Here is an 18,595-nt window from a genome sequence, read left to right as displayed (position 1 = left end):
TAATTCGCCGGCCGGGTTGAATCCCTGTAAGAAGTTGCTGCGTATTCAGACTAACCCTTAAACGGATTTCAAGGACCTCACATGCTCATCAGGACCCACGCCAGCGGCTTCGACCACCCCGTTCCCAGCGAGATCACGCCGCAGGGCATTTATCACGGCCGGCGCGACCTCATCAAACTGATGGCCACTGGCGCCGCAGGTGCTGCCATGGCCGGATGGGCCGGGCGCCAGGCGATGGCGCAAACGGTACAAAAACCCGGCAAGCTGGCGGCGCTGGCCGGTGGCAAATCGGCGGTGGCCGGTGCGGTGACCATGGAAAAGATCACCGACTACAAAGACGCCTCTACCTACAACAATTACTATGAGTTCGGCACCGACAAGGCCGACCCCGCCAAGAACGCCCACACCCTGGTGACCAAGCCCTGGTCGGTGGCCGTCGAAGGCCTGGTCAAGCAGCCCAAGACTTTCACGCTCGAAGACCTGATCAAGCTGGCACCGCAGGAAGAGCGCATTTACCGCCTGCGCTGCGTCGAGGGCTGGTCCATGGTGATCCCGTGGGTGGGGTATTCGCTGTCGGAGCTCATCAAGAAGGTCGAGCCGCTGGGCAACGCCAAATACGTTGAATTCGTCACCCTGGCCGATCCCAAGACCATGCCGTTTGTGGGTTCCCGCGTGCTCGACTGGCCGTATGTGGAAGCCCTGCGCATGGACGAAGCCATGCATCCGCTGGCGCTGCTGGCCTTCGGCATGTATGGCGAAGTGCTGCCCAACCAGAACGGCGCGCCGGTGCGTATGGTGCTGCCCTGGAAGTACGGCTTCAAGAGCGGCAAGAGCATCGTCAAGATCCGCTTTACCGACAAGGAGCCGCGCACCGCCTGGAACAAGGCCGCTGCGCAGGAATACGGCTTTTATTCCAATGTGAACCCGGACGTCGACCACCCGCGCTGGAGCCAGGCCACCGAACGCCGTATCGGTGAAGACGGCCTCTTTGCCAAGAAGCGCAAGACGCTGATGTTCAATGGTTACGAAGCGCAGGTTGGCCAGCTTTACGCGGGCATGGACCTCAAGAAGAATTTCTGAACAATATGGCCCCCACGCTTGTCGCTTCGCGTACTGCGCTGCCCCCCGGGGGGGCCGCTGCGCCTGCGGCCCGGCAAAGCCGGTTCCGCGGCCCCTGCTGGTGTGAGGGGCATGGGGCGTTGCATCTCGACGAGAGTCGCTCCGATAGCGGATGGCTGTGATGGCAAGCTCGCAAAAATGGTTGCTGCATCCTGCTGCTAAACCAATGCTCTTCGCCGTTTGCCTGCTGCCCTTTGCGTGGCTCTTCTATGGCGCTTTCACTAACCAGCTGGGCGCCAATCCGGCCGAGGCGTTGATACGCGCCACCGGCGACTGGACATTGCGCTTTATCTGTATCGTCCTGACGGTCACGCCGCTTCGGGTCATCACCAGCACGCCTGCACTGGCGCGCTTTCGGCGCATGCTGGGGCTGTTCGCGTATTTCTACGTCGTCATTCACCTGCTGAGCTACAGCTGGTTCGACATGGGCTTTGACTTTGCCGATATTGCCAAAGACATCGCCAAGCGGCCTTTCATCCTCGTGGGGTTTTCGGCCTTTGTGTTGCTGACGCCCCTGGCGGCTACGTCCTTCAATGCGGCCATCAAAGCCATGGGTGCCAAACGCTGGCAGTGGCTGCACAAGCTGGTCTACCTGATTGCCGGCTTGGGGCTGCTGCATTTTTTCTGGATGCGCGCCGGCAAGAACAATTTTGCCGAAGTGTTCGTTTACGCCGCGATCATCGCCCTGCTGCTCGGCTGGCGTGTGCAGCAGTCCTTGAGGAAAAAGAGGCTGAAACCCATATACGACGTGCGCAACCAGCTATCATAATGATAGCGATATGCGCGCTTCACGAGGCCGGCTTGTGACCGGTGAGCCCGGCTCCAGTCTCAACCCGCTACCAGCTGTTCCTGCCGCATCTGGTCTTCGGCGGTTTCCCGGCGGCGTATGAGGTGCACTTCGCCACCGTCAACCAGAAGTTCGGCGGCCCGGCCACGTGTGTTGTAGTTGCTGGCCATGCTCATGCAATACGCACCTGCCGACATCACGGCCAACTGGTCACCCGCCGTGACAGACAGCACGCGGTCGCGGCCTATCCAGTCACCGCTTTCGCAGACGGGGCCCACGACGTCATACGTCGCTTCGGCAGTTTTGCCTTCGGCCAACACGGGCACGATGGCGTGGAAAGCCTGGTACATCGCGGGGCGCGGCAGGTCGTTCATCGCCGCATCGACGATGCAGAAGTTCTTGTGTTCGCCCGGCTTGACGTAGAGCACTTCCGTCAGGCAAACCCCTGCATTGCCGACCAGCGAACGGCCCGGCTCGATCATCAGTTTTTTGCTGCCATAGCCGCGTGCGTCGATCTTCGTGAGCAGCTGCTGCCAGAGCGCGTCGGCTTCGGGCGGGGTGTCGTTGTTGTAGTTGATGCCCAGGCCACCTCCGAAATCGATATGTTCGAGCGGGATGCCCGCGGTTTCAATGGCCGCCACCAGGTCGAGCACCCGGTCCATGGCGTCAAGGTACGGCGTGGTGTCGGTGATCTGCGAGCCGATGTGGCAATCGATGCCCACGACCTGCAAACCTTTGAGCGAAGCCGCATGCCGGTAAATACGCAATGCGTCTTCGTGTGCCACGCCGAACTTGTTGTCTTTAAGGCCCGTGGAAATGTAGGGGTGCGTCTTGGGGTCCACATCGGGGTTGACGCGAATGCTGACGGGCGCACGCATGTCCATGGCCAAGGCTACCCCGGACAGCACATCCAGCTCGGCTTCGCTTTCGACATTGAAGCAGCCGATGCCGGCGCTCAGGGCCTGGCGCATTTCGCCGCGGGTTTTGCCCACACCCGAAAAAATAATCTTCCGCGCTTCGCCGCCGGCGGCCAGTACGCGGTTGAGTTCTCCGCCCGAAACGATGTCGAAGCCGCAACCCGCCCGGGCAAACGCCTGCAGGATGCCGAGGGAGGAGTTGGCCTTCATGGCATAGCAAATTTGCGCGTTGCGCCCTGCAAAGCCACGCTGGTAAGCCGCCAGCGCCGAAAGCATGGCCGCCTTGGAATACACAAACAGCGGCGTGCCGTGTGCCGCGGCCAGATCGCGAAGCCGGACATTTTCAACAAACAGCTCGGTATCGCGGTAAGCGAAATGGGGGTGGCCGGGGAGAGGTTGGCGGGTCATGAAGAATGGGCTTTGAAGCGGTTGGAGTTATTGGCAACTATCTTAAGGAGCGCAGGGCTTGCGCGCCATGATCGATTGACGGCATGAACGGTCGGGCGCCTTTAGATTGAAGGCCCAGCCACCGGATGGCCTGAATCTTCAATGAATCGGCCAGGTTGCAGGTCAGCGAGCGGCTGACGCCGGCGGTGTTGCAGGCGCGGCAGCCGGCGGCGCTGTGGTGGCCGTGGCCGGCACCTTCGGGGGAACTGGCAGGTAAAGTGCGCCTTTTTGTCCGCAACCGGCCAGCAAGGCCGCGCCGACCACAATTGCAGCAAGGCCATAGCGGGAGGCCGAAGGGCGGATGCGGCCTAAAATTTGAGCTGAAGAAACCATGATGGGATTGTAATGACGGACCTTGAATACCAGGATCTGGCCGAGAGCGCGCTCAGGGCCGTTGAAACCGCCTGTGACCGGATCAATGATGAGACCGACGCGGATATCGATAACCAGCGCACTGGCGGCATGGTCACACTGACTTTCTCCAACCGCAGCCAGATCATCATCAACCTCCAGAAACCCTTGCAGGAAATATGGATGGCGGCCAAGGCCGGCGGATTCCACTACAAATTCAGGGACGGGCACTGGGCTGACACCAAGGACTCGAGCGAGTTTTTTGCCAATTTGTCTCGCTATGCCAGCGAGCAGGCCGGCCAGACATTGGTGTTCGCGGCTTCGGCGGAAGCAAATAAGGCGTAGCAGCAGGAGCTTGCAGGTGTGCCGTGCTTGGCGTTGAAACAAAAAAGGGCTCCGTGGAGCCCTTTTTTGATGCGTTTCATCTCAGTTTTTGAACAGATCCAGAATGCGCTTTTTCTCGTCCGAAGGCGGTAGCACCTGGATCGCGCCTGGCGCTGCCGGCGTGGCCGCTGCTGCCGGGTCCTGTTGTATACCGACCGTGCTGACCCCGGAGCCTTTGGCATATTCGCTGTAATACCACTCTCCGCCAACGTTGACGACACCTTCGGGCGGCGGGTATTCGGTCACCGGCACGCCCTTGAGGGCGTATTCCATGAAGTTGATCCAGATCGGCAGGCTCAGGCCGCCGCCGGTTTCACGGTCGCCGAGTTTTTTCGGCGTGTCGTAACCCATCCACACCGCCGCCGTCAGAGTAGGCTGGAAACCCACGAACCAGGTGTCGATCGAGTCATTGGTGGTACCGGTCTTGCCGAAAAGGTCGGGGCGCTTGAGCGTGGCTTGCGCTTTGGCCGCGGTACCCGAGCGTGCGACTTCCTGCAGCAGGCTGTCCATGATGAACGCATTGCGCGCATCGATGGCCCGGGCCGATTCGTCCAGCACGGGGGGCTTGCTTTCCAGCAGGACTTTGCCGCGTTGGTCGGTGATTTTGGTGACCAGGTAGGGATTGACGCGGTAACCGCCGTTGGCAAATACCGAATAAGCGGTGGCCATTTGTATCGGGGTGACCGATCCGGCGCCCAGCGCCATCGTCAGGTAGGCGGGATGTTTTTCGGCCTCAAAGCCGAAGTGGGTGATCCAATCCTGCGCATACGGGGCACCGATAGCCTGCAGTATGCGGATGGAAATCATGTTCTTGGATTTCTTCAGGCCGGTCCGCAGACTCATGGGGCCGTCGAAAGTGCCGTCGTAGTTTTTGGGCTCCCAAGGCTGGCCCCCAGTGACGCCGGCGTCGAAAAACAGCGGGGCGTCATTCACCACGGTCGCTGGGGTAAAGCCCTTCTCGAGGGCGGCGGAGTATATAAAAGGCTTGAAGCTGGAACCCGGCTGGCGCCAGGCCTGGGTCACATGGTTGAACTTGTTTTTTTCGAAATCAAACCCGCCCACCAGTGCCCGGATGGAACCGTCGCGCGGATCAAGGGCCACAAAAGCGCCTTCCACTTCAGGCAACTGGGTGATTTCCCAGGTGTTTTTTTGTGTTTTCGCCACGCGGATCAGGGCGCCGCGGCGAATCTTGATGTTGGGCCCCGCCTTGTCAGCCAGCCCGGATTGAGCGGGTTTCAGGCCGTCGCCGGTAATTTCAACCGTTTCGCTGTTTTGGCGCATGGCCAGAATCCGTTTGGGATTGGCTTCCAGCACGATCGCCGACATCACATCTCCGTTGTCGGGGTTGTCGGTCAGTGCGTCGTCAATCGCATCTTCTGTTTCCTGCGCATTGGCCGGCAGATCGATGAACTTCTCGGGGCCCCGGTAAATTTGCCGGCGCTCATAGTCCATGATGCCCTTGCGCAAGGCTTTGTAGGCGACCATCTGGTCGGTGGCACGCAGGGTGGTATAGACATTCAGGCCGCGGGTGTAGGTTTCGTCCCCGTACTGGTTGTAAACCAGCTGGCGCACGGTTTCAGCGACATATTCCGCGTGTACCCGGCCCGCGTCTGGCCCGGTCCTGACCTTGAGCTCTTCTTCCTTGGCGGCCTTGGCCTGTTCGGCGGTAATGAAGCCGTTTTCTTCCATGCGCTCGATGATGTAGAGCTGGCGGGCCCGGGCTCGCTTGGGATTGATGATGGGGTTGTAGGCCGAAGGCGCCTTGGGCAGGCCCGCCAGCATGGCTGCCTCGGAGATGGAGATGTTCTTCAGGGGCTTGCCGAAATAGGCCTCTGAGGCCGCGGCAAAGCCATAAGCCCGGTTCCCCAGAAAAATCTGATTCATATAGATCTCAAGGATCTGGTCCTTGGTCAGCAGGTGCTCCAGCTTGAAGGTCAGCAGGATTTCATAGATCTTGCGGGTATAGCTTTTCTCGGCTGACAGATAGACATTGCGGGCCACCTGCATGGTGATAGTGGAGGCGCCCTGGCTCTTGGCTCGACCCACATTGGCAAAGCCGGCCCGGATCACGCCCAGGTAATCCACGCCGCCATGCGAGAAAAAGCGGGCATCTTCAATGGCCAGCACCGCGTCCTTCATGACCTGCGGGATGTCCTTGATCGGGGTGAGACTGCGGCGTTCTTCCCCGAACTCGCCAATAACCACCCCATCGGCGGAGTAAACCCGCAATGGCAACTTTGGCCGGTAGTCTGACAGGTCAGAGATATCCGGCAGGTTGGGGTAGGCAACCGACAGCGCTACAGCCACAAACAGCAAGACGGCGGCAACACCAGCCAGCAACAGGCCGCCACTCCACAAAAAGAGCATGACCAGCCAGCGGGGGACGAGGGACTTTGCGCGACCTTGCTTGACCGGGGCAGAGTTTGAATCAGAAGACGTGGGTGTGGAGGGCATGTAGACAATCGTAAAGTCGCGTCACCATTATAAAAATCCTGACAAGCCGGGCGGGCGGGGTGTCAGCGCAAGCCCCATACTTTTACGTTTGCAGACATCGTTTTGGGGAACCCTGTCAGGACATGGCTCGGTAAGACCGTCTGCTTTTGACAACGTTCCGAGCGCCCAAAACAGGAAAAATCCTTACTGCACAAAGAGCTTACTGCTACTATTCAAGTGATTTCTTAAGTATGCAGGGCTACATATTAGCCGTCATTTGGGGACCGCCTTGATCTCTCTGGGATCGTTATTCAACCGCCAACAACCCGCTTTGCTGGGTTTAGATATCAGCTCATCCAGTGTCAAGCTGGTGGAGTTGAGCCGTGACAAGGCCGGTAATCTGGTGCTGGATCGCTGTGCGATCGAACCACTGGAGCGAGGCTGGATTACCGATGGTAACGTCGAAAAATTCGACGAAGTGGCCGACGCGGTGCGCCGGCTCGTTAAAAAAAGCGGAACCCGTACCAAGAATGTGGCAATGGCCCTGCCGGCTTCGGCAGTCATTACCAAGAAAATCATCCTCCCGGGCGGCCTCAGCGACGCAGAGCTGGAAATCCAGGTCGAATCCGAAGCCAATCAATATATTCCGTTCTCTCTGGATGAAGTCAGTCTCGATTTCTGCGTGGTGGGCCCGAGCGCTACCTCCAGCGGCGACGTTGAAGTACTGATTGCCGCTTCGCGCAAGGAAAAAGTACAGGACAGGCAGGGTCTGGCAGAAGCCGCCGGGCTCAAGCCTATTGTTATAGATGTGGAGTCGTATGCCTCTCGCCTGGCCACCGCACGCCTCATTGAGAGCCTTCCCAACAAGGGCGTGGACACCATGGTGGCCCTGTTTGAAGTGGGTGCATTGACGACCAGCATGCAGGTCATCAAAAACGACGAAGTACTTTACGAGCGTGACCAGGCCTTCGGTGGAGCACAGCTGACGCAGCTCATCATTCGGCAGTACGGCTTTTCCCCTGAAGAAGCGGAAAGCAAAAAACGCAGTGGCGATTTGCCGGAAGACTACGAATCCGGCGTGCTGAAGCCTTTTGTCGAGAGCATGGCGCAGGAAATCGGACGGGCCTTGCAGTTTTTCTTTACCAGTACACCGCACAACAAAGTTGACTATGTCATGTTGGCCGGCGGCTCGTCCGCCCTGCCAGGTCTGACCGACTCCGTTACCCAGCAGACGTCGTTTGCCTGCGTGCTTGCCAATCCTTTTGAAGGAATGGAACTCGGTGACGGCGTACGTGAAAAGAAGATGCGGCGCGAAGCGGCATCCTATCTGACCTCATGCGGTCTGGCTTTGCGGAGGTTTCTGCAGTGATTCTCGTCAATCTGCTTCCCCATCGCGAAGCTGCGCGCAAGCGCAGGCGCGAAGTTTTTTTTGCCACGCTGGGTATGGCGGCCTTGGTCGGCGGTCTTATTTGCGGCGCTGTTTATTCCTGGTACCTTGCCCAGATTGAGGGCCAGCGGGGAAAGAACAATTTTCTGAAAACGGAAATTACCCGATTAGAAGGGCAGATCAAGGATATCGCCACGCTGCAGGCAGAAATTTCCGCACTCAGGGCTCGCCAGAATGCCGTGGAAGATCTGCAGGGAAACCGCAATCTGCCGGTGTATTTGCTGAGCGAACTGGTCAAGCAGTTACCGGATGGCGTGTACATCACAACCATGCGGCAGGAAAACCAGACAGTATTGATCAGCGGTGTCGCCCAGTCCAACGAGCGAGTTTCGGAGCTGTTGCGCAACCTTGCTAACAACAGTGCGTGGTTAACCCGGCCGGAGCTTGTTGAAATCACCGCCAGTACGGTGGCCTTGACTGCACGTGACCAGCGCAGGGTATCCAATTTTTCGATGAGGGTCGGGCTGAAGCGGGCCAGCGATCCGAAGACGGCTGGTTCAGCACCGGCAGGCCCAGGGACGGTACCGGTGGTGTCTGGGGCGGCTGCCAAGCCAGCCTCGGCCGCCTCGGCGCCGGCCAAGGTATGAGGCGGAATGAACGAGTTTGATCATGGCAAAAATCTCTAAAAATTCCATTGACGTTGCTGCGATTCAAAGCAGTCTCAAATCCCAATTCACGGGTCTGGATGCCAACGACCCACCTTCCTGGCCTGCGCTTCCGCGTTACCTCCTGTGTGTGGCTGTGACGATTTTTGTCGTCGTGGCTCTATGGTTTGTATGGCTCAGTGCGTCAGATGAAGAGTTGACCTTGGAGAAAGCCAAGGAGGTTCAACTCAAAGACGATTACTCAAAGAAGCTTGCGCAGGCCGTTAATCTGGACGCACTAAAGAAGCAGCGCGAGCAGGTTCAGCAATATGTCACGCAGCTTGAAAAGCAACTGCCTAGCAAAGCCGAAATGGATGCGTTGCTTTCCGATATCAACCAGGCGGGTTTGGGCCGCAGTCTGCAGTTCGAATTGTTTCGTCCTGGCCAGGTCAGCGTGAAAGAGTATTACGCAGAATTGCCGATCGCTGTTCGAGTCACCGGTAAATACCATGACATGGGTGCTTTTGCCGCTGATATCGCCAATCTTTCCCGCATCGTCACTTTGAATAACCTGACCATAACGCCAGTCAAGGACGGCATCCTGGTCATGGACACCACAGCCAAGACGTTCCGCTATCTGGATACTGACGAAGTAGCCTTGCAGCGCAAGAGTGCTCCGGGAGCCAAAAAATGAATGCAGGCAAATACACGATAGTCGTCTGTAGTCTGGCGGGAACGTTATTGGGCCTGTCCGGTTGTGGTTCTTCTGAGCAAGAGGAGTTGCAGGAGTGGATGACGCAACAGCGTAATGCCACCAAGCCAAAAGTGGAGCCGTTGCCGGAGCCCACGAAGTTTTCGCCGCAACCATATGGTCAGGAGAGTTCAATTGAACCCTTTAGCAACCAAAAACTGACACAGGCCTTGAAGCGCGAATCCAATCAGGCGACGGCCAACGCCGCCTTGATTGCACCCGAACTGAGCCGGCGCAAAGAACCATTGGAGGCGTATCCCTTGGATGCCATTGTCATGGTGGGCAGCCTAATCAAGGTTGGACAGCCCGTCGCACTGGTGCGGGTGGACAACCTGGTTTACCAGGCTCGGGTTGGGAATTACCTGGGTCAGAACTACGGCCGAATCACCAAAGTCACTGAAACGGATCTCGCTTTGCGCGAAATAGTGCAAGACGCAGCGGGTGAATGGATAGAGCGGACCGCGACATTACAGTTATTAGAGGGATCAAAATGAACAAGCAGACACCGGTACTAGAGACGCAGGAAAAAAGGGGCCGCCTGCAGCTTTTGTTTGGGCGTGTGTTGCGTTGCGCTTCGCTCAGTTTGGCATTTTCAGTAGCTGCCTCTCCTTTGCTGGCGCAGGCACAGAATGCCATCCAGGCCGTTTCCGGATCAGTTCAGGGAGGTGCAGAAGTCATTCGAATCGATTTGGCAGAGCCTTTGGCCGCGGTACCAACGGGCTTTAGTATCCAGACGCCAGCGCGCATCGCACTGGATTTCCCGGGTGTGGGAAATTCCATGGGGCGGTCTGCAGTAGATATCAACCTGGGAAATTTGCGTTCGGCAAATGTTGTACAAGCAGGGGAGAGGACTCGGGTGGTCCTGAATCTCAAAGTGCCAACGGCGTACAAGGCCGAGATTCAGGGCAAATCGCTGTTGATCACCCTCGATTCCGTAGCGGTGGCGGCGCCCTCGGCCATTACACCGCCAGTGTTTGCAGAAAACCGCAACACTGACACACTTCCTTTGAAGGACATCGACTTTCGGCGGGGCGTCGAAGGTTCTGGCCGCATCGTTGTGGACCTGCCTAATAACCAGGTGGGCGTGGACATTCGCCAGCAAGGCCAGACTCTGGTAGTTGAGTTCCTCAAAACTGCGCTGCCCGAAGGCTTGCGTCGGCGCCTGGATGTCGGCGATTTCGGTACACCGATACAAACCGTCACCACGTTTCAAACGGGCGACAAAGTCCRCATGGTGGTCGAACCCAAAGGTGCTTGGGAGCACAGTGCGTACCAAAGCGATAACCAGTTTGTATTGGAAGTACGTCAGCAAAAAATTGATCCGAGCAAACTGACGCAAGGACCTGGGTATAACGGTGAGAAGCTGTCCCTGAATTTCCAGAACATTGAAATTCGCTCGCTCTTGCAGGTGATCGCCGACTTTACAAACTTCAACATCGTGACGTCGGATTCAGTGACTGGTGCGGTTACCTTGCGCCTAAAAGATGTGCCGTGGGATCAGGCGTTGGACATTATTCTTCAAGCCAAGGGTCTGGGGATGCGTAAAACGGGCAACGTCTTGCTGATAGCGCCCAAAGATGAACTCGCAGCAAAAGACAAGCTGGAGCTGGAATCAAAGAATGCGATTCAAAGCCTGGAAACGCTTCGTACTCAGGACTTCAAGCTTAACTATGCAAAGGCGACGGATATTGCCGCAGGATTGCTGGGCACCAATGCCGGCGCAACAAAGATACTTTCGGCTCGTGGAAGCGTGATTTCAGAAACGCGTACCAATCAGTTATTCGTTACCGATATACCCTCTCGACTGGAGCAAGTCCAAGCGCTGATTGCAAAGCTCGATGTGGCCGTCCGTCAGGTATTGATTGAAGCCCGTATTGTGGAAGCATCCGATTCATGGGGTAAATCATTAGGTGTCAGGTTGGGCGGTCGGCCATTCAATACTACCAATAACGTTATGTTTGGGAGTACTTACATCGCACCCAATGTTCCTACGGGTACACCGGCTATTCTCGGAGGAAACATTGGGACCAATGCCGGTGACTTCCTGAGTATGCCCGCCGTTGGTCAGAATGGATTTGGAGCTTCCACGTTTGCCTTGTCACTCTTCAACTCGTCAATGACCAGGCTTTTGAACCTTGAAATTTCTGCTTCGGAAGCAGACGGCAAAACCAAAATTGTGTCTAGCCCTCGAATCATTACCGCAGACCAGGTCAAAGCTCTGATCGAGCAGGGTACGGAATTGCCGTATCAGCAGGCAACTTCCAGCGGTGCGACGTCTATTGCTTTCCGCAAGGCCAATCTGAAGCTGGAGGTCACCCCCCAGATTACGCCGGAAGGCAACATCATTCTTAATGTTGACGTGAACAAGGACAGCGTGGGGCGAGAAACCTCTAACGGTTTTGCCATTGATACCAAACATATCCAGACACAGGTACTCGTGGAAAATGGTGGAACTGTGGTGATTGGCGGAATTTTTGAGCAGAATGATCGCGATAACGAAACAAAGGTTCCTTTCCTGGGTGATCTTCCGGGCGTCGGTAATCTGTTCAAGCAAAGAACACGCTCAGCCACCAAGTCAGAGATGCTGGTGTTCCTGACTCCCAAGATGCTGACAAATGGAGGCGCGCTGCGTTAAACCAGATAATGGGCTATCAGCGCGCATTGGAGGTCAGGCTTCACAGCTGCACGGCGCAGCGCCGGTAACGTTGAAATAGCTGGTTTATTATCTTCATGCGCAAGCAGGCCGACCGGCGATGCTTGCGCGCCCGGCAGCCGTTTCATGGATCAATTGAATGCACATCCGTTGAGAATCGCCTGCGTGGGTTTGCCTGGGTCGGGGAAATCCACCGTCGGCAGGCATCTTGCCCGAAGAATGGGGTTGCGGTTCATTGACTCGGATCAGGTGATAGAGCAGCGTATCGGTTGCTCTATCAGGGAGTTTTTTGAGCGCGAAGGTGAAGACGCATTTCGCGACATCGAGCAGCTGGTCATCGATGAGTTGACTCAGGGTGAGGCTTGTGTGCTCTCCAGCGGCGGAGGGGCTGTGCTGCGCCCCGCCAACCGCCAACATCTTCGGGGGCGGGCGCAGGTGGTTTACCTGCATTCCATTCCCGAAGAGGTTTTTCGCCGTTTGCGGCATGACCAGAACCGCCCCTTGCTTCAGGTGGCTGACCCGCTGGCGCGACTGAGGGACCTTTACGCCGCCCGCGACTCTCTTTATCGGGAAACAGCACACTTTGTCATTGAAACAGGCCGTCCCTCGGTCTCTACGCTGGTCAACATGATCCTGATGCAGCTGGAGCTGGCAGGCGCGATGGCTCCGCATCCTGGCCGGCCATAACCATTGGCAAGCCTTGGAAAGGGTGGAAGCCTCTACACTTCTTGCATGCAAGAAAATTCCTCTTCCGCCGTTGCGACAATCCGGATTGATCTGGCCGAACGCAGCTATCCGATCGTCATTGGCAGCGGGCTTCTGGGAAGCAGCAATACCTATCTGGGTATTCCTAAGGCCGCAACCGCACTGGTAGTCTCAAACACCACCGTAGCACCGCTGTATGCCGTGCAACTCACCCGTGCGTTGCAGCAACGCTATGACAAGGTGCTGCTGGTCACCCTGCCGGATGGTGAAACCCATAAAGACTGGCCAACCCTGCAATTGATTTTTGATGCCCTGCTGGAAAACGGCTGCGACCGAAAGACGGTGCTGTTTGCCCTGGGTGGCGGCGTGGTCGGGGACATGACCGGCTTTGCCGCGGCCAGCTACATGCGCGGCGTACCTTTTGTGCAGGTGCCCACGACATTGCTGGCCCAGGTGGACTCGTCGGTAGGGGGCAAGACGGCGATCAACCATCCGCTGGGTAAAAACATGATCGGCGCGTTCTACCAGCCCTTGCAGGTGGTGTGCGACCTGGATGTCCTGGCGACGCTGCCTTCCCGCGAACTGAGTGCGGGCCTGGCCGAGATCATTAAATACGGCCCCATTGCCGACATGGCATTCCTTGAATGGATCGAAACCAACTTGCAAGAGCTGCTTGCCAGGGAGCCCGTTGCCATGGCCCACGCCATCCGGCGCAGTTGTGAGATCAAGGCATGGGTTGTAAGCCAGGACGAACGGGAGTCGGGCTTGCGGGCCATCCTGAATTTCGGTCACACCTTTGGCCACGCGATTGAATCCGGCCTGGGCTATGGGGAATGGCTGCATGGCGAAGGTGTGGGCTGCGGCATGGTGATGGCCGCGCATCTGTCAGAGCGTCTGGGCCTGGTTGACAAGCCTTTTACGGAGCGCCTGACCAATCTTGTCCGACGATGCGGCCTGCCGGTGCGAGGACCTGTGCTGTCAACCACCGACAATGCAGGCCGCTATCTCGAATTGATGCGCATCGATAAAAAATCCGAAGCGGGGGAGATACGGTTTGTTGTGATCGACGGCCCCGGGAAGGCAGCCGTTCGCAGCGCGCCGGATGCCATGGTGCGCAGTGTCATAGATATGTGCTGTGCATAAGCGGCGGAAAATATGGAAGGAGTACCTGAGATTGCTATCAATTCAGGAGCTTCTTGCGCTTATACGGTATGGGACTCCGGTCGTTTTTATGCTTAATCCATGAATCTCCAGCCCTACGCCTGTGACCCTTCGCGTTCGCGCGGCCGCCGCTTTGCCGAGCCTGCTGCGCCAACCCGGTCCGAGTTTCAGCGCGACCGCGACCGTATCGTGCACTCCACCGCTTTTCGGCGCCTGGTGTACAAAACCCAGGTGTTTCTGAATCACGAAGGTGATTTGTTTCGCACCCGGCTGACTCATTCGCTGGAGGTCGCCCAGCTGGGACGGTCCATCGCCCGCACGCTTCAGCTCAATGAAGATCTCGTGGAAGCCATTGCGCTGGCGCATGACCTGGGCCACACGCCGTTCGGCCATGCCGGCCAGGATGCCTTGAACGCGTGTCTGAAAGCCTGTAACCCAGACAGCGCAGGCTTTGAGCACAACCTGCAAAGCCTGCGCGTGGTGGATTCCCTTGAGGAGCGCTATCCGGCCTACAACGGGCTGAACCTGACCTTTGAGACGCGCGAGGGAATCCTGAAACATTGTTCCAGGCGCAATGCACGCCATATTGAAGCCCGCGAGCCGGACGGTGTTGCCCGCCGGTTCGTAGAGCCCGCTGACGGGCCGCGCTGGCAGCAACCCGGTCTGGAAGCACAACTGGCCAATCTTGCGGACGAAATAGCCTACAACGCACACGATATTGACGACGGCGTGCGCTCCGGCCTGTTAAGCCTGGAGCAACTGGAGGGTGTCGAGCTGTTCGCGCAACACTGCCGGGAAACGCAGCTGGCGCACCGGGCCTTGAAAGGCCGGCGGCTGCTGTTTGAGACCATACGGCGCATGCTCAGTGCGCAGGTCTATAACGTGATGGATGCGACATCGCTTGCGATTTACAAGGTTGCCCCTGCCAGCGTGGACGAAGTTCGCAGGCATCCGGCGCTGGTGTGTTTTACCGAAGAAATGGCGACGCAGTCTGCATCCCTCAAACGTTTTTTGCTGCGAAACTTGTACCGCCACCCGAAAGTGGTGGAAACCACGCAGGCTGCCAAGCAGGTAGTTCGTGATCTGTTCGAAGCCTATATGGCCGACCCGGCCCAGATGCCGCAGGCTCACATCGACCGGTTTGACGGCATTGATGCCCCCCATGCGGCGGGCGCAAAACCCGAGAGGGTGGTCGCCGACTACATTGCCGGCATGACAGACCGCTTTGCCGCCAAAGAGCATGAACGCCTTAAGGGGCGCGCAGCCTTTCCGGTTTAGGTGGAATTGTGGCCGCCCATCGCAGCAAACAACTTGACTGAGCCCCGGCCAGCAACAACCCCGGGCCCGAATGCGGCCTGGTACGTGGTGGCTGCCGGTGTGGTGGCCGCCCTTTACGTGGGAAAACTACCGCCTGCGCTGCCTGTGCTGGGAAAGGTATTGGGCGTGACATTGCTGCAGGCCGGATTTCTGCTGTCGCTGGTGCAGCTGGCGGGTATGGTGCTCGGGCTGCTCATCGGGCTTGTTGTGCAGCGTGCCGGCCTCAAGCGCAGCATGGTGGCCGGGCTGCTGGTGTTGTCCGGTGCCGGCCTGTTGGGCGGCATGTCTCCCGATGTGCATTGGCTGCTGACCGCACGTGTATTCGAAGGGCTGGGATTCCTCTGGGTGGTGTTACCGGCTCCAGCCCTGATCCGCCAGCTGGTGCCACAAGAGCGGCTCAACGGCATGCTGGGAGTATGGGGCGCCTACATGCCGCTGGGCGCCTCTCTGGCCTTGCTGGGCGGCCCCGCGATCATCGGCCTGGCCGCACCTGACTGGGGTTGGCGAATCTTGTGGTGGCTTCTGGCCGCGCTGGCCGCAGTGCTGGCTTTGCTGGTCGTGTGGCAAGTTCCTGCAGAAGAGGGGCATCTGCATGATGGCATGCCCCCTCGGCAATCGCCGGCTCCTCATTTCCGTGGCGGAGATATTGTCCGTGCGACCCTGCGGTCGCGCGCAGCCTGGTACATGGCTGTTGCTTTTGCGATGTACTCGGGACAGTGGCTTGCCGTGGTCGGGTTCCTGCCGTCCATCTACACCCAGGCTGGCGTGAGCGGTGTGTGGGTGGCATGGCTTACGGCGCTTGCGGCGGCCGTCAATATCATCGGCAACGTCGCGGCAGGCAGGCTGCTGGAGCGTGGTGTACGACCGGTGGTTCTGCTTGGCGCAGGCTTCCTGTCGATGGCTGGAGGCGCGCAGCTCGCATTTGCCGTGCAATTGCTCCCGGAAATACAGTACGTGGCCATACTGGTCTTCTCGATGGTGGGCGGCCTGATCCCCGCAACACTGTTTAACCTGGCCATCCAGCTTGCGCCCCGCCGTGATGCCGTGTCCACCACCGTCGGCTGGGTCCAGCAGTGGTCGGCGCTGGGGCAATTTGTCGGTCCTCCGCTGGTTGCCTGGGTGGCCGGCACTGCGGGAGGATGGCAATGGACGGGCTGGCTTGCGACGGCCAGCTGCGCCATCGCCCTCGTGTTGGCAATCTTGCTTCATCGCCTGCCTGGATCTGCCCGACAACGCACTTGAACGGGCGCATGTTGGCGCCCCATGCGCATAGGCTTATGACGTGTTGGCATTTCCACGGTGGTTTTTGGGGGTCGCACAGATTACGCTGAGGGTCTGCGCACAATTTGTGACATTTCTTCGGAATATTGAGCGCATGCTGGAGTACGGGCATCAAACCTGCTTTGGCTATTTCGTCTCTCAAAAGGTGTTTTCATGGGTTTCAATCGACGTCAACTAATTCTGCGCGGGGTTTCCGCGGGCGCTGCGGTAGCAAGCCCTGCGCTCTGGGCTCAAAGCAAAACCAGCCGCAAGATTCTTCTTGGCCAATCAGTGCCCTTGACAGGTGCAGCCGACCAGATCGGCCTGGCGTATCTGAATGGGGCAAAGATTTATTTCGATGCCATCAATGCAAAGGGCGGTGCCGGCGGTCACAAGATAGAAGTCAAGACACTCGACGACGGCTACAACCCGGCCAAGGCTGCCGCCAATGCCAAGCAGTTGATCGACGAAGGCGTCGATGCGCTGTTCGGCTTTGCCGGTACAGCCAGCTGTGATGCCGCGTTTGCCGCTTCCAAGGCATCCGGGGCGCTCTTTTTCGCACCTTTTGCGGCGTCGGACGCGCTGCATGATCCTGCTCTGGCAAACATCTTTCATGTGCGCCCGGCGCTGGCCGACGAGGCCTACAAAATTGCGCGCCACTGCGCCACCCTCAACCAGGACCGTATCGGTGTATTTGCCGAAGATGACGCCATGGGGCGGGGCGGCCTTGCAGCGGTGAACCAGGCCCTGATCGACCTGAAGCGCCCAGCCATCGTTGGCAGCGCCCTGTCGCCCGTCAACAGCGACAAGGTCGATGCTGCGGTGGCGCAGCTGATGAAGGCGCAACCCCAGGCCGTGATTCAGGTCAGCCTGTTCAATTCATCGGCAGCGTTCATCCGCAAGATGCGCCAGGCCGGCTTCGGCGGGCAGTTCCTCAATTTCTCCGTCGTGGGTATCGATCCGCTATTCAGTGCCTTGGGCAAGGAGATAGGCGGTGTGGTGATCTCGCAGGTGGTGCCGTCGCCACGCAGCACGGGTACGCCCATCATCAAGGAATACCTGGATGTACTGAACCAGACGGACCAGACGCCGAGTTACGAGAGTGTGGAGGGTTATATTGCTGCCCGTACTTTTGCCGAAGGCGTGCGCCGCAGTGCGGCCGGCAGCGGCAAACCCGACAGGGCTGGTCTGCAAAAGGCGTTTGAAACCATGACGGACTATGACGTGGGCGGCTTTCGTGTGAATCTGCGCCCCAAGAAATACGAATCGGTGCGCGCGATTGACCTGGTCACCATCACGCCTGACGGCAAGGTTGTCCGTTAAGCGCCTTTACTCCGGGGTGTTTTAACGGCGCTTCGATGGACTGCTGCCGGCAAAAATCGGGGTCAGATTCCTTTTATCATGGTGCAAACTCCCGACATTGCATCCCATGGCCCGTCTTCCCCGTCTGACGCTTCCCGGTTACCCCCACCACATCATCCAGCGGGGGAATAACCGGCAAGCCGTGTTTTCTTCAGCTGCCGACCATCAGATGTTTTTGGCGCTGCTGGACGAAAGCGCCCGAAAATTCGGCGTTGCCCTGCATGCCTACGTGCTGATGGACAACCATTTCCATTTGCTCGCCACGCCGTCCACAGCAGAAAGCCTGCCGCAGATGATGCAAGCGGCCGGGCGGCGCTATGTGCGTTACTTCAACGACAGCCAGGCCCGCTCCGGCACCTTGTGGGAAGGGCGTTATCGGGCCACCGTGATCGAGGCCGAGCGCTACCTGCTGGCGTGCATGGCCTATATGGACCTCAATCCAGTCCGCGCGGGACTGGTGGCCGAGGTCAAAGACTATCCATGGTCCAGCTACGGCCATTACGCAGGCCTGCGGGTCGACGGCCTGCTCACGCCGCACCCGATGGTCTGGGCGTTGGGCAACACGCCCTTCGCCCGTGAAGCGGCCTACGCCGAACTGGTGCGCGCCGGCATCACGCTGGAGCAGCAAGACCAGCTGACCCGATCCGCCCTGAGTGGCTGGGCCCTGGGTGGAGATGGCTTTTTGGCGGAGTTGCAAAAGCGCACGGAGCGCCGCGTCACCAGGAACCAGGCGGGGCGCCCACCTCTACGCGTGGCCGAGGTGGTGGATGATGATTAATTCCTTATTTATCAAGGCTTGATGCGCCCGAATCTAATATGTCCCTAATTTATTGTTGATTAAATTAATCGACATTTAATTAGAATCTGACCCCATTTAAACCACTTGGCATTGTTGTTGCAATGCAATATGCTCCCAT

At 58.2% G+C, this 18,595-nt stretch carries 18 protein-coding genes; 14 read left to right on the top strand and 4 right to left on the bottom strand.

The features are described 5' to 3' along the window. The first annotated feature begins 81 nt into the window (after positions 1-81). Positions 82-1,080 carry a protein-methionine-sulfoxide reductase catalytic subunit MsrP gene (gene msrP / locus AC1DYQ_RS06620; protein WP_457279741.1) on the top strand — a complete coding sequence of 333 codons (999 nt, stop codon included), beginning with the start codon at positions 82-84 and terminating at the stop codon, positions 1,078-1,080. Positions 1,081-1,240: 160 nt separating this feature from the next. Beyond that, a complete protein-coding gene (locus tag AC1DYQ_RS06615) occupies positions 1,241-1,888 on the top strand; it encodes a protein-methionine-sulfoxide reductase heme-binding subunit MsrQ (RefSeq protein WP_477686104.1) in 648 nt (215 codons plus the stop codon). A gap of 59 nt (positions 1,889-1,947) precedes the next feature. On the opposite strand, the gene lysA is transcribed toward AC1DYQ_RS06615, so the two are convergent. Together lysA and lptM are read right to left on the bottom strand one after the other, a co-directional pair. After that, entirely contained in the window at positions 1,948-3,231 is a 1,284-nt protein-coding gene (lysA, locus tag AC1DYQ_RS06610; protein WP_477686103.1) for a diaminopimelate decarboxylase, read from the bottom strand. Positions 3,232-3,393: 162 nt separating this feature from the next. After that, entirely contained in the window at positions 3,394-3,603 is a 210-nt protein-coding gene (gene lptM / locus AC1DYQ_RS06605) for an LPS translocon maturation chaperone LptM (protein WP_477686102.1), read from the bottom strand. Positions 3,604-3,615: 12 nt separating this feature from the next. Between lptM and cyaY the strand changes: the two genes are divergently transcribed. After that, positions 3,616-3,966 (top strand): iron donor protein CyaY, encoded by a 351-nt coding sequence (cyaY, locus tag AC1DYQ_RS06600; protein WP_477686101.1) that lies wholly within the window; start codon positions 3,616-3,618, stop codon positions 3,964-3,966. Between the two features lie 81 nt (positions 3,967-4,047). On the opposite strand, the gene AC1DYQ_RS06595 is transcribed toward cyaY, so the two are convergent. Continuing rightward, entirely contained in the window at positions 4,048-6,459 is a 2,412-nt protein-coding gene (locus AC1DYQ_RS06595; RefSeq protein ID WP_477686100.1) for a penicillin-binding protein 1A, read from the bottom strand. Positions 6,460-6,727: 268 nt separating this feature from the next. On the opposite strand from AC1DYQ_RS06595, the gene AC1DYQ_RS06590 reads away from it, so the two are divergent. Genes AC1DYQ_RS06590 through AC1DYQ_RS06570 form a run of 5 tightly spaced genes read left to right on the top strand, consistent with a single transcriptional unit; the run spans position 6,728 to position 11,855 of the window. Next, complete coding sequence (locus AC1DYQ_RS06590; RefSeq protein ID WP_477686099.1) at positions 6,728-7,807, top strand: pilus assembly protein PilM; 1,080 nt, start codon at positions 6,728-6,730, stop codon at positions 7,805-7,807. Beyond that, positions 7,804-8,472 (top strand): PilN domain-containing protein, encoded by a 669-nt coding sequence (locus tag AC1DYQ_RS06585; RefSeq protein WP_477686098.1) that lies wholly within the window; start codon positions 7,804-7,806, stop codon positions 8,470-8,472. The genes AC1DYQ_RS06590 and AC1DYQ_RS06585 overlap by 4 nt, the downstream gene beginning before the upstream one ends. A 22-nt stretch (positions 8,473-8,494) precedes the next feature. Then, entirely contained in the window at positions 8,495-9,163 is a 669-nt protein-coding gene (locus AC1DYQ_RS06580; RefSeq protein WP_477686097.1) for a type IV pilus inner membrane component PilO, read from the top strand. Continuing rightward, positions 9,160-9,714, top strand: a complete 555-nt coding sequence (locus AC1DYQ_RS06575) for a pilus assembly protein PilP (RefSeq protein WP_477686096.1) — start codon at positions 9,160-9,162, stop codon at positions 9,712-9,714. The genes AC1DYQ_RS06580 and AC1DYQ_RS06575 overlap by 4 nt, the downstream gene beginning before the upstream one ends. Continuing rightward, positions 9,711-11,855, top strand: a complete 2,145-nt coding sequence (locus tag AC1DYQ_RS06570) for a type IV pilus secretin PilQ (protein WP_477686095.1) — start codon at positions 9,711-9,713, stop codon at positions 11,853-11,855. Before AC1DYQ_RS06575 ends, AC1DYQ_RS06570 begins: the two co-directional genes overlap by 4 nt. Here the strand turns inward: AC1DYQ_RS06570 and AC1DYQ_RS06565 are convergent. Further along, positions 11,852-12,001: a hypothetical protein gene (locus AC1DYQ_RS06565; RefSeq protein WP_477686094.1), complete on the bottom strand. Its 150-nt coding sequence runs from the start codon at positions 11,999-12,001 to the stop codon at positions 11,852-11,854. The genes AC1DYQ_RS06570 and AC1DYQ_RS06565 overlap by 4 nt on opposite strands. On the opposite strand from AC1DYQ_RS06565, the gene AC1DYQ_RS06560 reads away from it, so the two are divergent. From AC1DYQ_RS06560 to AC1DYQ_RS06535, 6 genes are all read left to right on the top strand, one after another. Continuing rightward, on the top strand, positions 12,000-12,560 hold the full coding sequence (locus tag AC1DYQ_RS06560; protein ID WP_477686093.1) for a shikimate kinase: 561 nt from the start codon (positions 12,000-12,002) through the stop codon (positions 12,558-12,560). The genes AC1DYQ_RS06565 and AC1DYQ_RS06560 overlap by 2 nt on opposite strands. Before the next feature lie 45 nt (positions 12,561-12,605). Continuing rightward, complete coding sequence (gene aroB, locus AC1DYQ_RS06555) at positions 12,606-13,721, top strand: 3-dehydroquinate synthase (RefSeq protein WP_477686092.1); 1,116 nt, start codon at positions 12,606-12,608, stop codon at positions 13,719-13,721. A 99-nt stretch (positions 13,722-13,820) separates the two neighbouring features. Then, positions 13,821-15,017 carry a deoxyguanosinetriphosphate triphosphohydrolase gene (locus AC1DYQ_RS06550; RefSeq protein WP_457279729.1) on the top strand — a complete coding sequence of 399 codons (1,197 nt, stop codon included), beginning with the start codon at positions 13,821-13,823 and terminating at the stop codon, positions 15,015-15,017. A gap of 33 nt (positions 15,018-15,050) precedes the next feature. After that, positions 15,051-16,298 carry an MFS transporter gene (locus AC1DYQ_RS06545; RefSeq protein WP_477686091.1) on the top strand — a complete coding sequence of 416 codons (1,248 nt, stop codon included), beginning with the start codon at positions 15,051-15,053 and terminating at the stop codon, positions 16,296-16,298. A 192-nt stretch (positions 16,299-16,490) separates the two neighbouring features. Further along, positions 16,491-17,639 carry an ABC transporter substrate-binding protein gene (locus AC1DYQ_RS06540; protein WP_477686090.1) on the top strand — a complete coding sequence of 383 codons (1,149 nt, stop codon included), beginning with the start codon at positions 16,491-16,493 and terminating at the stop codon, positions 17,637-17,639. A gap of 106 nt (positions 17,640-17,745) precedes the next feature. Continuing rightward, positions 17,746-18,456, top strand: a complete 711-nt coding sequence (locus tag AC1DYQ_RS06535; RefSeq protein ID WP_477686089.1) for a transposase — start codon at positions 17,746-17,748, stop codon at positions 18,454-18,456. The last annotated feature ends 139 nt before the right edge of the window (positions 18,457-18,595 follow it).

The sequence above is a fragment of the Polaromonas sp. P1_F4 genome (assembly GCF_056405675.1).
Note: the sequence above shows the minus strand (reverse complement) of the source record. Positions and strands in the feature narration are given on the sequence as shown.